This is a genomic window from Pedobacter hiemivivus (assembly GCF_004331685.1).
Classification (GTDB): domain Bacteria; phylum Bacteroidota; class Bacteroidia; order Sphingobacteriales; family Sphingobacteriaceae; genus Pedobacter; species Pedobacter hiemivivus.
Map to the genome: position 1 here is coordinate 1 of NZ_SJSM01000029.1, position 16070 is coordinate 16070.

9 protein-coding genes are annotated in these 16070 nt (G+C 42.2%); 2 read left to right on the forward strand and 7 right to left on the reverse strand.

Annotated features, from left to right (window positions below; translation table 11 throughout):
* On the forward strand, window positions 1-561 hold a 561-nt coding region (locus EZ444_RS24355; RefSeq protein WP_225874835.1), incomplete at its 5' end, for a DUF1398 domain-containing protein.
* Between the two features lie 8 nt (window positions 562-569).
* Here the strand turns inward: EZ444_RS24355 and EZ444_RS24360 are convergent.
* From EZ444_RS24360 to EZ444_RS24375, 4 genes are read right to left on the reverse strand one after another with little or no spacing between them, the layout of a single operon-like run.
* Window positions 570-1307 carry a (Fe-S)-binding protein gene (locus tag EZ444_RS24360; protein ID WP_131612281.1) on the reverse strand — a complete coding sequence of 246 codons (738 nt, stop codon included), beginning with the start codon at window positions 1305-1307 and terminating at the stop codon, window positions 570-572.
* Between the two features lie 10 nt (window positions 1308-1317).
* The gene (locus tag EZ444_RS24365) at window positions 1318-2631 is read right to left on the reverse strand and encodes an MFS transporter (protein ID WP_131612283.1); all 1314 of its coding nucleotides are present in this window, start codon (window positions 2629-2631) and stop codon (window positions 1318-1320) included.
* A gap of 45 nt (window positions 2632-2676) precedes the next feature.
* Window positions 2677-3387, reverse strand: a complete 711-nt coding sequence (locus EZ444_RS24370) for a head GIN domain-containing protein (protein ID WP_225874836.1) — start codon at window positions 3385-3387, stop codon at window positions 2677-2679.
* A gap of 4 nt (window positions 3388-3391) precedes the next feature.
* Complete coding sequence (locus EZ444_RS24375; protein ID WP_131612287.1) at window positions 3392-5284, reverse strand: RecQ family ATP-dependent DNA helicase; 1893 nt, start codon at window positions 5282-5284, stop codon at window positions 3392-3394.
* 297 nt (window positions 5285-5581) lie between these two features.
* On the opposite strand from EZ444_RS24375, the gene EZ444_RS24380 reads away from it, so the two are divergent.
* Window positions 5582-8815, forward strand: a complete 3234-nt coding sequence (locus EZ444_RS24380; protein ID WP_131612289.1) for an amidohydrolase family protein — start codon at window positions 5582-5584, stop codon at window positions 8813-8815.
* A 28-nt stretch (window positions 8816-8843) separates the two neighbouring features.
* Here the strand turns inward: EZ444_RS24380 and EZ444_RS24385 are convergent, their stop codons facing one another.
* The 3 genes from EZ444_RS24385 to EZ444_RS24395 are packed head-to-tail and all read right to left on the reverse strand — an operon-like array spanning window position 8844 to window position 16024.
* Complete coding sequence (locus tag EZ444_RS24385) at window positions 8844-12503, reverse strand: glycosyl hydrolase (RefSeq protein WP_131612290.1); 3660 nt, start codon at window positions 12501-12503, stop codon at window positions 8844-8846.
* A gap of 19 nt (window positions 12504-12522) precedes the next feature.
* The gene (locus EZ444_RS24390; protein WP_165503717.1) at window positions 12523-13785 is read right to left on the reverse strand and encodes a DUF2264 domain-containing protein; all 1263 of its coding nucleotides are present in this window, start codon (window positions 13783-13785) and stop codon (window positions 12523-12525) included.
* Between the two features lie 22 nt (window positions 13786-13807).
* Window positions 13808-16024: a glycoside hydrolase family 3 C-terminal domain-containing protein gene (locus EZ444_RS24395; RefSeq protein ID WP_165503718.1), complete on the reverse strand. Its 2217-nt coding sequence runs from the start codon at window positions 16022-16024 to the stop codon at window positions 13808-13810.
* Between the last annotated feature and the right edge of the window lie 46 nt (window positions 16025-16070).

The following is a 16070-nucleotide window of genomic DNA, read 5'->3' on the forward strand; positions in this document are numbered from 1 at the left end:
TTTATACAAAAGACATTTTCTGGTAACCTGATCATCAATAGTAAAAGCTTCAATCCTGTTGCTGTATTCAGAGCTGTAATAGCGGATGGGACAGTCGATCAGGAACAGACAGAAAAATGGGATGATATCGAATTGGTGAGGGATTCTAAATTTTTTAATAGCCCTAAAATAGCACTTAAAGCGATTGAGCAGGAACATGAAAAAGTAAAAAGTGGAGCAGATTTCCCCCAGTACATTCAAGCGATCAAAAAGTTAGGCGTAGAAGAATTTGTGACCTATGTATCTGATAGCCATACCCAGTATTTTAGAAATAATGGCCCTCAACTAAGCTCCAAGGCAAAGTATGAACCTTTAGTCGTCGCTGCTGTAAGTCATAAGAAAAAGTTTGCGAAGTATTTGAAAATGCATCAGGCAGGGCAAACGGATTACCTCAGCTTTTGCAAACATTGTGCAGAAACAGGAATCGATAGATGGATAGTGAATTTATCATTGATGACCTGCACTTATTATGATCAGAAAGATCAGCTCATCCTGACAGAATCGATCCCAGGACCCGAATAAAATTGATTTTAATATTCTGTACTCTCCAGCCAACCGCTTGTCAAAACATCCGCTAAATGCATGGTTTTTAAAGGAATATTATTTTTATCGATGTAACCTTGTAAGTGCAGCAGACATGATAAATCTGTTGAAATGATATATTCTGCCCCTTGTTCCAGCGCATTATTCACTTTTTGCTGGGCCATGGCAGAAGAAATCGCGTCGAATTTAACGGAAAAAGTACCACCAAAGCCACAACACATGTCCGTATCTTTCATTTCAACCAGCTCCAGTCCATGTACTTTAGCTAGCAGTTGCCTAGGCTCTTCTTTAATCTTGCATTCACGTAATCCGCTGCAAGAATCATGATAAACAGCCTTACCATCCAATTCCGCACCAAAGTAATCCCGCTTCAATACATTCACCAAAAAATCAGACAGCTCAAATATATTACCCTGAATATTTCTGCATTTATTATGCAAATTGGTATTGGTAAACAGATCATTAAAACCATTCTTTACCATCCCCACACATGAGGCCGATGGTGCAACAATATAATCCGTTTCAGAAAAATCATTCAAAAACTTAACACCCGTCTCCTTGGCCTGCTCCCAATACCCTGCATTATAAGCCGGCTGTCCACAACAAGTTTGCGCAGAATTATAAAACACCTCACAACCAGACTTTTCTAACAACCTAATCGTATTGAAAGCGGTTTCTGGATACAATTGATCAACAAAACAAGGCACAAATAATTCTATCTTCATGTAGTTCTCTTTAAGAATGACGATCGGCACTAGCCAATTTCACTTCTACTCTTCTAAGCAGCACCAAAAATACCAAACCTATTATAAAAAACGATGCCAAAACGAGAATAGAATTACGCATACTCCCCGTTGCTTCCTCAATAAAAGCAAAACTGAAAAGACCAATCACAATAGCCAGCTTCTCCGTTACGTCGTAAAAGCTAAAATAAGATGCGGTATCAGGTGTGTTAACAGGCAAATATTTTGAATAAGTAGATCTGGATAAAGATTGAATCCCCCCCATAATCAGGCCAACAATTGCCGCCAAACCATAAAACTGATATTCATTGGTTATAAAATAAGCACATAAACAAGTAGCGATCCATATGATCACGACAAAGATCAGCACCTTAACATTCCCTATTTTTTTAGCAAAATGCGACATCAACATCGCTCCCGCGATCGCCACCAACTGAATAATTAAAATCACAGCAATCAGCTTTGCCGTCCCCAGATGTAACGTTTTCTCTCCAAAACCCGCAGCAGCAAGCATAATCGTCTGTACCCCCATCGAGTAAAAAAAGAAGGCCAACAAAAGCGTCTTCAAAAACTCCATATGCTTTAATTGTTTCCAAACTTTAGCCAGCTCCTGAAAACCACTATGAATTACCCGCTTGTTAATAGCTTCATGGTTGGGGCTACTAGCCGGCAACCATCTAAAAGAAATCTGAGCAAAGCCGATCCACCATAAGCCAACGAGTAAAAATGACAATCGCGGTGGAAAGGAAAGATCTACAATCCCAAAAAGCTCAGGTTTCAATACAAAAACAAAGCAAACAAGCTGTAACAATACACTTCCTATATAACCATAGGCATACCCCTTAGCGCTTACCCTATCCTGCTGATCAGGCGTGGCTATTTCCGGCAAATAAGAGTTATTAAACATCACTCCACCCACATAGCCCATTGCGGCTATAGCAAAACAGATGATCCCAAATTCCAGACTATCCAATTTGAAAAAATACAAACCAATACAAGCAAAACCACCCATATAGGTAAATAACTTCATAAAAAGCTTCTTATTCCCCCTATAATCGGCCATTGAAGACAATACAGGCAATAAAATAACCATAACTAAATAGGCTACAGAAAGCGCATAATTAGACAAAGCCGTATTGGTAAACGTCCTACCGAAAAAACTAACCTGATCACCATGTTCCTTGGTCGTAGTTATAATGGTATAATAGGCAGGAAATATAGTTGAAGTGATAACGAGATTGTATGCAGAGTTGGCCCAATCGAAAAATGCCCAGGATCGGATAACCTTTTTATTATTTTTTTCCATGTGTTAAATAAGGCCACTAAAGTAGCTAAAAAACCACAATCGGCACTAATTTACTTTCTCAAGCTTGGTCGCTCCTGATTTTTTTTCATCTACCTTCTTAGGATTCCCCTTATAATAGATCTCACTCGATCCTGAAGTTTTAACCTTCAACTCATTCAAGACATTAATATTGGCTTTTCCGGTTCCCTCAGTTTCGATATTGTATACCCCTACAACAAAATCAAAGGCATCGACCTTTGCTGTTCCATTAATTTTTAAATCATGTACTCCTGCTTGTCCGGTCAACGCTATTTTACCAACGCCATCCACTTTAGTAGTTACCTTGGCAGCACTCAAATCCAAACTCACATCAGATGCTCCAGAAAAAGTAAGCCCTACATCACCGGCGTAAATACGTCCATCCCCCACAACTTTAACCGCACCAGCCAAATCTAAACCTTTCAATTCACCTATCCCCGCATGAACCACAATAGAATCAGTACCACAATACTTATCATAATCTAGTTTTATCTTTAATTCAGATCCAGATACATCCGCTTTAACATAAGTAATGATGTTGGAGTCGGCATCAACCTGAATCCTATAACTACTATCCTGTGTCAAAACCAGCTTAATCGCCCCATCAACTTTTATTTTATCAAAATTCTTTACGGATACCGCTCTGCTGACATGATTACCAGAGTCTTCGATACACTTGTTTTCGCATCCTGCAAATAAAACAGGGATAAATAGGGCAATTAGGGATATGTTTTTCATAAGATTAAAGGTAATAATTTTTACCATCTGTTTTAATTTTTCCAGCGTCCAGCAATGCACGTATCCGTTCTAAGCGTTCGTTTTCTGTCCCAGTGGCCATTGCAGTAACCAAAGTATCGATGGTATGCATTTCCACTTGCAAAAGCGTGGCAATCTCAAAATCTATTTTATCTTCCAGTTGATCCGCATCATCCAGCTTTTTCTCTGCCAGACAAACATCACATATGCCGCATTTATCGGACTCTGGCTCATCAAAATAAGTCAACAGTTGGATACTTCTGCACTCCTTTTTAGTGGCATAAGCCAACACAGCATTGACCTGAGCAGTTTGCAATTGCTTTCGCTGTTCAATATATTTCACATCAATATCCATGTGATTAAAATCCAACCTCGGAAGTAAATATTGCAATTGTGGCTGATCTGATTGCGGCAAATAAGACAACAATCCTTGCTCCTGCAAGGTATTCAAATGGCGGACAACATCCTTAAACGAAGACCTGATTTTACCTGCAATATCACCCTCACTAATCTTTACATACTGCTCAAAAGCACCTCCATAAGATCTTAATATAGCTTTTATAAGCGGATCATAACCAGCATTCTCTATCTGAAACCGATAAATATCTTCATTACCTACAATAAACAATAACCTCGAAGGCAGAAATATATTCTCTGATAAAGTCAGATACCCATCATGCTCTAAAAATTTTAGTGCAGCCATGGTTTTAATGATTCCAATATTAAACCTTTTACAAAAATCAGCCAAATCAAAACCAAAGGTCAAGCCTTCACCAGCACCGTAAGCCAACTGATAGTAGTTACCCAAGTAATGGTAAACTTTTTTAATCTCATCAACAGAAGGAAAACTGTCAGCATACTTAGTCTTCAAAGCATACTCGTCCGACTTATTGGCCAGCAAAACGGTATATGCCTTTCGCTCGTCCCTACCTGCCCTTCCTGCTTCCTGATAATAAGCCTCTAAACTATCTGGCAGATCCAAATGCACCACAAAACGTACATCAGGTTTATCTATCCCCATACCAAAAGCATTGGTAGCCACCATTACCCTTATTCGATTGCGTTTCCAATCCTCCTGCTTCCTAAAGCGCTCTTCTTTTTCTACACCTGCATGGTAAAAGTCTGCTGCAATTCCATTCCTGCTCAAAAAAGCAGCAACCTCTGCCGTTTCCCGCCTATTACGTACATATACCAGCCCACTTCCTTTCACATTAGTGACAATCCCGAATAGCTTTTTATACTTATCTTCATCATCCAACACTACATAACTAAGGTTTTTACGGGCAAAGCTTTGAACAAATACTTTAGGATTTTTAAATTGTAGTTTTTCTACAATATCATTCCTCACAAAGCGGGTGGCAGTTGCTGTAAGTGCCAGTACAGGTACATCAGGAAGTATCGCTCTAATCTCACTCACCTTCAAATAAGGTGGTCTAAAATCATAGCCCCATTGCGAAATACAATGTGCCTCATCAACGGCAATCAAGTTGACATTCATGTAGGAGATACGTATACGCACCAATTCGGATAGTAAACGTTCTGGTGATAAATACAAAAATTTGATCTTTCCGTAAATGCAGTTGTCGAGCAATATATCAATCTCCCGTTTCCCCATTCCGGCGTAAATAGCCACGGCTTCAATACCCTTTGCTTTCAAGGCCTCCACCTGATCTTTCATTAAAGCTACCAAAGGAGAAATCACAATGCATATCCCCTCTTTAACCATTGCCGGTACCTGGAAGCAAATAGATTTACCTCCACCCGTAGGTAATAGCGCTAACGTATCATTTCCCTGTAAAACTGATCTGATGATCTCATCCTGTAGTGGTCTGAAACTATCAAATCCCCAATATCGCTTTAATATCTCTGCTTCGTTCATATGACCAAAGAGTCTTTATACTATCCTGCCGTCATTACGAATTACCAATGACAGATTGTTTTTAATCGGTCGTCATCCCGGTGAAGACCGGGATCTCGCAAGAGAAAAGCCGCTTTGCAGGTGCGAGATCCTGAAATGAATTCAGGATGACGACGAGCAAACAGCATGACGACGAGCATATAGCATCTCTGTCAAAATTGCAATCAAAATGTAGCTTTTATATAAACTCTAATCCTCAAAACTATAAAAATGAACTGATATTACTAAATTGCGGGCTTAAATTACAATCCGACTAGTATGAAACTATCGTTTTTACTGTTATCTCTGGTATTAATATTTCAATCGTCATTCGCTCAAGAGAAAAAATGGGAAGTAGACAAATATAAAGGTCCGACAAAAACCTTCACTTTAAACACGGATGAAGGCACCTGGATGAACCTGGATGTGAGTCCGGATGGTAAAGACATTGTGTTCGACATACTAGGTGACCTCTACATCATGCCCATTACCGGCGGTTCGGCAGTATTATTAAGCGGCGGACCAGCCTGGGACATACAGCCTCGTTTTAGTCCCAATGGCCGATACATTTCCTATACCAGTGATCAAAACGGAGGCGATAACATCTGGATCATGAACCGCGATGGCTCTGGCAAAAGGCAAATTACTAAAGAAACCTTCCGATTGCTAAATAACGCAACCTGGATGCCCAACAGTGAATACCTCATTGCAAGAAAACATTTTACGGCTTCTCGCTCTTTAGGTGCCGGAGAAATGTGGATGTACAGCATATATGGTGGCGAAGGCGTACAGCTCACCAAAAGAAAAAACGATCAGCAGGACGCCGGAGAACCTAATGTTTCACCGAATGGCAGATATCTTTATTACAGCGAAGATATGTCGCCCGGCCCTAACTTCGAGTACAGCAAAGATCCCAATGGGATGATTTATGCCATCAGACAGCTTGATTTAACAACAGGCAAAATAACCAACCTTATTGCGCAACCGGGTGGTGCGGCAAGACCACAGATATCACCCGATGGCAAAATGATGGCCTATGTAAAACGAATCAGACTAAAATCGGTACTTGTTGTACAAAATCTGCAAACAGCAGAAGAATGGCCGATATATGAAGACCTCTCCCATGATCAACAGGAAACCTGGGCTATTTTTGGCGTTTACCCCAACTATGCCTGGACACCAGACGGCAAAAGCATCGTGTTTTATGCCAGAGGGAAGATCAAAAAAATAGACTTAAACTCGCTATTCACCAACAACATCCCATTTCATGTAACCACTTCGCAAACCATACAAGAGGCATTACACTTTCCGCAGCAGGTCTTTACTAACGATTTTACGGTAAAAATGATCCGGCAGCTTACGACTTCTGCCGATGGAAAATTTGTGGTCTTTAACGCCGCCGGCTTCCTCTATAAAAAAGATCTCCCAAATGGCACACCTGAACGATTAACCAAGGGCCTTGATTTTGAATTTGAACCCGAAATTAGTGCCGATGGCAAATCAGTTATTTATGCCACCTGGAGCGACGAATTTAAAGGAGCCATAAAAAAAACAGACCTAAAATCAGGCAAAACGGTTACGCTAACCGAAGAAAAAGGCTTTTATTACTCGCCTTCCTTCTCCAACAAAGGGGATAAAATCGTATTTAGAAAAGGTGTAGGCAATGACGTATTAGGCTATGCTTATGGCCGTGGAACAGGAATTTTTACCATGTCAGCCAATGGTGGCCCTAAAACCTTGATTTCTGAAAGTGGCATCAGACCAATATTTAATACCGACGACACCAGAATTTATTTCCAATCCAATGAAGCTGGCAAAAAGGCTTTTAAAAGTGTAGATCTAAATGGAGGTAATGAACGTACCCACTACACTTCAACTTATGCTACCCAATTTGCACCTAGTCCTGATGGCAAATGGATGGCTTTTACCGAGTTATTTAACATCTATGTAACCCCAATGGTTACTGCCGGCACAGCACTCGAACTTTCCTCGACCAACAAAGCCATTCCACTTACCCGGATCACTAAAGATGCTGGGACGTACTTGCACTGGAGTCACGACAGTAACAAAATCTTCTGGACACTAGGTGAACAGTACTTTAGTCGCGAGATCAAAACAGCCTTCAATTTTACAGAAGGATCTGCACAAAGTATCCCTAAACCAGACAGCATTGGCCTTGCCATTGGTTTAAAACTTAAAAGCGATGCTCCCGTTGGATTAATCGCCTTAACCGGTGCCAGAATCATTACCATGAATGGCGATGAGGTGATTGAAAACGGCAGTATCCTTATAGAGAACAATAAAATTGTATCTATTGGCAAAAACCTACCTATTCCAGAAAACACCCGGGTGATTAATGTAACCGGAAAAACCATTATGCCCGGTATGATTGACGTACATGCGCATTTACGCACCAGTCCGGATGGCATAAGTCCACAGCAAGACTGGTCGTACCTAGCCAATCTCGCCTTTGGTGTAACCACCTCTCACGATCCATCCAGCAATACGGAAATGGTATTCAGTCAATCGGAAATGATAAAAGCAGGAAGACTCGTTGGCCCTCGCCTATACTCTACAGGTTCCATTTTATACGGTGCAGATGGCGACTTCAAAGTAGTCATCAATAACCTTGAAGATGCCTTATCAAACCTCAGAAGGCTAAAAGCTGTAGGCGCATTTTCGGTAAAATCTTACAATCAACCTCGCCGTGATCAGCGTCAGCAGATCCTCGAAGCAGCCAGACAATTAAAGATGATGGTTGTTCCCGAAGGTGGATCTACATTTTTCACCAATATGAACATGGTAGCTGATGGACATACAGGCATTGAACACAGCATCCCGGTAGCCCCGGTTTACAAAGATATTACCAGCTTCTGGAACAAAACCGCAGTAGCCTATACCCCAACGCTAATTGTAAGTTACGGTAGCCAATGGGGCGAAAACTACTGGTACGACAGAACCAATGTTTGGGAAAATGAACGTTTAATGGCCTTTACCCCTCGTTCTATCATAGATCCTCGTGCCCGAAGAAGAATGACCTCCGAGTATGGTGATTATGGCCACATCGAAGTAGCTAAAGCGACAAAGCAAATTGCAGACGGTGGCACAAAAGTAAACTTGGGTGCACATGGACAGATCCAAGGTTTAGGCGCGCATTGGGAATTATGGATGTTGGCACAAGGCGGAATGACTCCATTGCAAGCCATTCGTTGCGCTACAGTAAATGGAGCTGCTTATTTGGGGATGAGTAAAGAAATTGGGTCTTTGGAAGTCGGCAAACTGGCTGATCTTATCGTGATGGACGCCAACCCGCTTGACGACATCAGAAACTCCGAAAAAATCAAGTATGTGATGATTAACGGAAGGATTTACGATAGCTTATCGATGAATGAAATAGGTAGCCGTGAAAAAGTGCGTGGAAAATTATGGTTTGAAACTGGAAAAGGCATGGTATATACCTTCCCTACTGGTATTTCTGAAACCTGGACATATACAACTCCGAATTGCGAGTAATACCATATGTCCAGGTCATCAGGCCATCTTATTTTTGCAGCTCCAGATAAACTGGCCCTAATAGGCCAGCTCTAGGATTTCCACGGTAAGCAGAAGGAATCGTTTGATAATGATTAGACAATGTGCTATACACCAAAACCTCTACCTCATTATCGCCGGCTTTCAGAAACGAACTAATGTCGGCTTTATACGGCTTAGACATCAACGTTACTACTTCCTTTCCATTCACTTTAACAGCACAGGTGGCTACCACTTCCCCAAGGTCCAAAGTAATTTTTCCTTTGAGCTGGTCTGTAGTTATCGGCATAGTTTTACGGTAATAAAGTCCACCAGAATAATGTCTCATTTGCCCTGTTTCAGCCCAGTCGCCAGCAGCTAGTAAACCCGATGTACAGAACAATTTGATAGGGAAAGGGAATACCGCAACATCCTGAATACCGGTTTGAGTTTCAATTTCCATCGCTACTACTGCAACTTTTTCTTTCTTTTCTAGCAACGTAATCCGATAAGTATTCAACCCCTTCTCTGTTTTTAGCAATTCAATATTCTTGCTGGCCAACGGTTTGCCATCTATCCACACCTTAGGATTGTTTCCGTAAATACCCATTTCCATTTTCTCTAAACCAGGTGCCGATTTGAACCGATAGCTGTAGGTCTTATATTCCCCCTTATTAGGGTCGAACATGAGCTTGGGCGACATATACCAGCGCATAGCTAAGATTGTAGAATATGGCGACACTATTTCTGGCAACGGGCTTGATGCCGGCAAAAAAACAATTGCACTTCTTGGCCGCTCATCGCGGGAGTTCGGTCCAACTTTAAAGCCCTTTTTAGGCACATTTTCATAGCCAGCTAAAACCGAATGCCAACCTTTTGTAAGCTGGATTTCTCTGCCTTGGAGCAATTTCCCATCAACATAGAATCGATCAGGCTGCCGTTCTCCAGGTTCAACTTGATACAATTCTGACTTAGGAGCGTACACAAACGTACTAAACAGGTGGCTGCCAGCACCGTCTAAAATCAGGAAGCCATCATTAACTTTAGCTTTTAACCCATGATAACCTTGAGGTCCCGGATGATCCCAAACGCCAAAACGCCAGGAGAAGCGATACGGCTTCCAGGCACTTAGTTTTCCATCCAAAGCCTGTTGTATCAACGTATCGAATTTCCCTGTAGAGTCCAGTAACCACTGCATCTGGTATCCATAGTCATAAATTCCTTCTTCCCAATTCTGGTCAGAAAATGATGGAGATGTCCAATCTTTGGCAATGTCATTGCTGGTACTGAATTTAAAGGTACGCGCTTCCGTACTGATCTTTTCTGCAGTAGCAGGCAATCTGAAATCTCCCCATTTATTGTCCATTGTAGGTAAATAACTAATCATCCAATCACCATTAACAGGTATTTTCTCTATTGCCTTTGTAGCCAGCTGACCTTCCGTTGCAATCAAAGGAGTGCCGGGCGAAAAGACGATGATACTCGAATTACTATAACCGGCATCTGATCGGATATAGGTACCATCACTTGTTTGTTTAATGACAGGTAATATTTTTGTCTGCCCCGTCTTGGCGTCCCATAATTCAGGACGTCCCTGCATCCGGTAAAAAACTTCGTTACCAGGTGTTATATTCATGGTCATGTACAGATCTTTGTCACCAATTTTGCGGTGCAGCACCTTACCTCCTCCTTCACCTGGGATAAAATCCGGCGTAATGTGCTGTGCCAGTATGGCTGCAATATTCAGTGTATCGGCAAGTAAGCCTTTTCCACCGGAAGCATTCCGACGGAGACCGGACTTTTTACCTGCTTCCTGTTCCTTTGCCGTTAAACCGAAAATCTCCTTTACAATAGCATCAACTTCCTGATCGTTACTGCCTTTACGTGTACTGGCCATAGGTAATGCACCTGTGGCTACGACTATTCCTCCTTTACGGTAAAAATTTAGTGCCTGCTGCAAGGCCTCATAATGCATCGCCTTCATGTCAGGTAGGATCAGGATCTTGTAAGCCATATCTGATATTTTCAGGGATTTGTCACTGATTTCTGTTTTAAGGAGTGACCTGTAATCCATAAAATCATAATCCAGACCGGCATTGCTTAATGTTTTTGCGGTGGCAAAACTTACATTAGGTCTGGTACCTGGAAAAGCCTGCATCGGTTCGGTAGGATACATCAAAGCGATATCACTAACGTGAGTGCCCTGACTCATCACAAAACTTAAACGCTCGCCATATTCCAGCCATTTTTTCATATGCGGCCAGTAAGGCATGCGGTAGTGAAAATCTGGTGGCGCCCACTCCCACCATCCGCCATGGGTAGTGTAATAGAGGCCATGCATACAAATGAGATTACCTCCTGCAATAAAATGATGGTCCAGCTGTTCGGTCAGCCACTCGCCACTACTGCCCCAGCCCATGCTGTGAAAGGCCTCCAGCCAGGTACGTGGACGCTTGTACAAATGCGCAACGGAGCTGGACACTTTGGTTTGTATAAAAGAAGAGCCCCTGGCTGGGGCATCATTTCCCGGTGCGGTATACCAGCTTTCTACACGAAAGTAATCTACATAATTTAACGGCTCCAGTCCCCGATCCAGGTTATCTGAACCATAGATGAGGCCACGACTTGCATGCCAGTCATAAATGGGCTTAAAATATCTTTCTTCTGCCAGTTCCATCAGCACATCCGCATAATCCATACGTATCTTTGGGGTGATTGCGCCGATATTTTCTTTTAACGCGGGCAGATAAGGCAGTACATCATAGCCTTTTATTCGAGTAAATTGCTGAGCAAAATCTTCCGACCAGGTATTCATGTTAAACGGTATGAACAGCTCATCCTGAAAGAAATAGTTCATCCCTTTGCGGCCCTGGGCATCCATCTTGTCTTCGAAGCGCTGAAAGTAATGTTTAACCAATTCTTTACCATGATCTGGATGCAACATGTAATTATTTCCGGCCAAAACGGTATAAACTTTCCAGTCTGCCCCCTTAGGCGCCTTAAATTCTACGGTCCCATTTTTGACTTTATCCTTAAGGTTTATGAACGTAGCTGAGCCAGGTTTTACTGGCCATGCCGTGATGCTCACCACATTAGCTGGAACCACAATTTTTAAGCTTGTATTTGCTACTATGCTATCTACCTTGATCGTTAGTGCTCCTTTATACGACTTGAATTTATCAAGATCACGCACCTCATCTGTTGAATATCCATTACCTACCCACCCAATTGTGTAATCGTCTAAACCTACAGCCATCCCCCTTTTGGCAGCCTCACCTGAAAACCAGTTCCATGTTTTCCACCATTCATCTGAATAAACAGCTGGATTACCAGCCTCAGTTCTTCCATAAAGTCCGTAGCCATTTTTTTTATTAAATTCATAATCAGCACCCTTCGGATCAGTATGAAGATAACTAACAGCGAATCCATCCGTCGCCGATTCTTTGAGTATATCCAGTTGTTCGGTCAAACGTGCACGGGACAGTGTATCACCATTCCACCAGAAAAAAGGAACATTACCATATCCTTTAGGCGGATTAGCGAAACCCGGACGCACATCAAAGCCTGGCTCCCTACTGGGGTAACCGCTATATTTCGTATCATGAGAAAGGTCATTTTTCATCTGTGCATCAACTACTGCACAATAAAGTACCAGACCAAATATCAACAAGAACTTAAGTTTAATTTTCATGGTTTGCATAACTCGTTATTTAAGGAATTGAATGATCAGCTGGCATATTTACCCCGCCCCATATTTTCTTAGCCGTCCATGGTTCCGGACTTGCTGTCCAGAACCTATCGTTTGCTGGTAAACCTAGTGGCAACAAGCCCACCGTGCATAAGTACAGACTTCCTGTAGACATATAATATTCCCCCATATCAATCTGGTGCCCGCAAAAACCTATCGTTAGCCAACCGTTTTTATCAAATGTGCCTGGGGCCTCTATCATCCGTTTAATCACCAGAGACATGGCGCCCCTAACTTGTACCGGACTGATGAATGAGGGCAGTTTGTCCATTAAAGTAATCTGGGCAAGACCCTGTAATGCACCAAATCGGTACACCAACGACCTACCCACCGGCGGAAACGTACCTTCAGGAGATATAGACCTTTCCTGAATATCTGCATACCTCACAGCTCTTTTTAAAATGGTATCGTATACCTCCGATTTTTCAAGCCCTTTATCAACCATTGTTTTTACAATATCAATAAGCATGGGGTGTATTACATAGCTATTATAGTAATCGAAATGAAACTTCGGCCCATCGCCATATATCCCATCCCCCTTATACCATTCTTCTAGTTTTTTAATAGCATAATCTATCCTGACCACATCCGCACCTTCATCAATGCGCATCAGAAAACTTTCTATCATTGCTGTAAAAAGGAGCCAGTTGTTATAGGTGGGCTTGATGTTACGTGTTGACTTAAGCGCATTGATCACATCGCTTTTCGTTTTAGCGGATAAGGGTCCCCAAAGTTCTTTAGGTGCCCTTATCAGGGCTTGCGCTAAAAAAGAGGCATCTACCAGTGCTTGTTCATATTTTTGAGAAGTAAACTGCATGAAGTCTGGCGACATGGGGTCGACAGCATTCGCCAGGCTTTTGCGAGCCAGTAAAATGTACTTTCCTCTTAACTTTCCTTCTTCTGTTTCATCAGCTCCAAGTTCGAGCCAAGGTGCCATTCCCGCCATTAGTCGGCCAAATGCTTCCAGATAAGTTACAGTTCTGCGATCGTAAGTGCTAGCGGGATTTACCTCAACCGGCATATTCTTTTTAAGTGTCCCCTCGCTTAAGTTGTTTAAGACAGGCGCAGCGATCCGGGTCATTACATTTACCCAATATTTTCTGTCCTCTGGATTTTGACTTCCATTATATGGTTTCTGAGCAGCCACTTCAACAGCAGTAGCATTTAACCCTATCCCCAGCAGTGTCGTAGAAGGTATTAAAGATAAAAAGTGCCGTCTATACATATTTAAAGCTTTAAATTGTCATTTAGTGAACTAGCTGCAACTTAATTGTTTTGAGTTCCTCAGAATTTGGCCCCATCATTACAGTGAAACTACCCGGTTCTGTGATCCATTTACCATCTTTCCAGAATTCTAGCGCGCGCGAAGAAATCGGTAGAGACACTTTTTGAGCTTCGCCGGGACGTAGACTGATGCGCTTAAATCCTTTTAATTCTTTAATTGGCCGTGCCAGTGAAGAAATATCATCACGAAGATAAAGCTGTACAATTTCGTCGCCCGCCATTTTACCGGTATTGGTGACTTCAACCTCGGCAAAAACGCTTTCATTGGCTTTCATACTGGCTTTAGAGAGTTTTACTTCCCCATACTTAAATTGGGTATAGCTTAATCCATAGCCAAATGGATAAGTAGCACCTTCAACAGTACCCCACATCATTCTTGGTCTACCTGGTATTAAAGTATTGTAAAACGCAGGAACTTGCCCTACATTACGAGGAAAAGTAACAGTTAATTTTCCAGATGGATTGATGTCGCCAAATATGGCTTCTGCGATAACAGTACCTGTTTCTTGACCAAGAAACCAACCATCTAATATCGCTGGAACATGATCTTTGGCCCACTGGATGGCGGCCGGTCGACCGTGCAATAAAACCAGCACTACCGGTTTGCCAGTAGCCATAATGGCTTGCATCAACTTATCCTGGTCGCCCGGTAAAGAGATATCATCCCGATCTACATTTTCCATAACGGTTTTATCGTCATCTCCCAATACCAGAATGCACACATCAGCCTCTTTGGCAATAGCAACCGCTTCTGCGATCTGCACGTCTTTAGGATGCTGTATATCGGTACCTTTTGCATACAATACCTGTGCATTTTTGCCGACTGCTTTTTCAATCCCTTGTTTTACAGTGATGAAATGTTTAGGCTGCTGGGTTGAATAAGTCCCTAACCTGATGGTATCGGCATTAGGACCTATTACAGCTATCTTTTTGAACTGACTTTTTTTAAAGGGCAACAAGTTGTTATTCTTTAACAGAATAAGACTTTTTCGAGCAGCTTCAAGTGCCAACGCATCATGTGCAGGATTGTTTAATACAGTTTTATAGTTTGACCTGGGACTGGATAATGAACCATCAATCTGCGAAAAAAACACATCGGCATTTACATCCGCGTCTTTTGTGCCTTTCTGCAATTCGGTCATTTCTTTACCCAAAGGATTTTCTTCTTCATCAAGGTGTAAGGCGATTTTAAATTCCAGCACCTTCCTAACGGCATTGTCCAGTAGTTTTACAGGTACTTCTCCGCTTTTAACAGCCGCAACCAACGGTGGGCCGTACATTCTTTTATCCGCCCAGGTCTGTTTAAAAGCCAGCTCGGTATGTACACCTGCTTCGAGCGCTTTTCTGATTGTTTCTTCCCTAGTTTCAGTAGCAAACAAACGGTCTTGCACCCACCTCAGGTCATTGTTATCAGAAACACCCAATCCATTAAAACCATATTCTTTTCTAAACACATCGTTTAAAGTATAAGTATTGATATGACAAGGCACACCATTTAAGGTATGATGGGCAGGCATAACCGAACCTACCTGTGCCTCTTCTACCGCAGCCCGAAAAGGTGGAAGATGAACTTCATGTAAACTGCGGAGAGAAATTTCGACCGCAGCACCGTTAGCACCTAGCAAAGGCTCACTGTCAGCAACAAAATGTTTGGCCGTTGCCACTACCCGATCTTTACCGAAACGGTCTTTACCACGACCTTGCAGGCCGTTGATAAAAGCCGCACCAATCTTACTCACCAGATAGGCATCTTCAGCGTACCCTTCTTCAAAACGACCCCAACGGGCGTCGCGCAATACACCGAGCATAGGGGTATAACAATGGTGAATACCTAAAGCCCTGGCCTCTTTTGCGATCACTGTAGAAACCCTTTCTACCAATGAGGGATCCCATGAACTGGCTATTGATATCGCTTGTGGAAAGGAAGTGGTTCCGGCAGCAACCACACCATGCAAGCATTCGCCAGCCTGCATATGAGGAATATTTAACCGCTTATTAGCATTTGGGTAAAACGATGCGAGTTGATGTGCTTTTTCTTCTAAAGTCATTTTGCTCAGCAGCACTTCAACCTTTTGTCTTTCCTGTTGTGTTAACGGAATATAACCGCTTTTTTCTTGTGCCTGTGCACTTAAAAGCTGCAGAGCGGTAAAGAAGAATAATACAAATTTAATTAACCTCATAAGCATTTAGTTGTTGCCTGGATTTCGAAAAAAGAATAAACTGCGC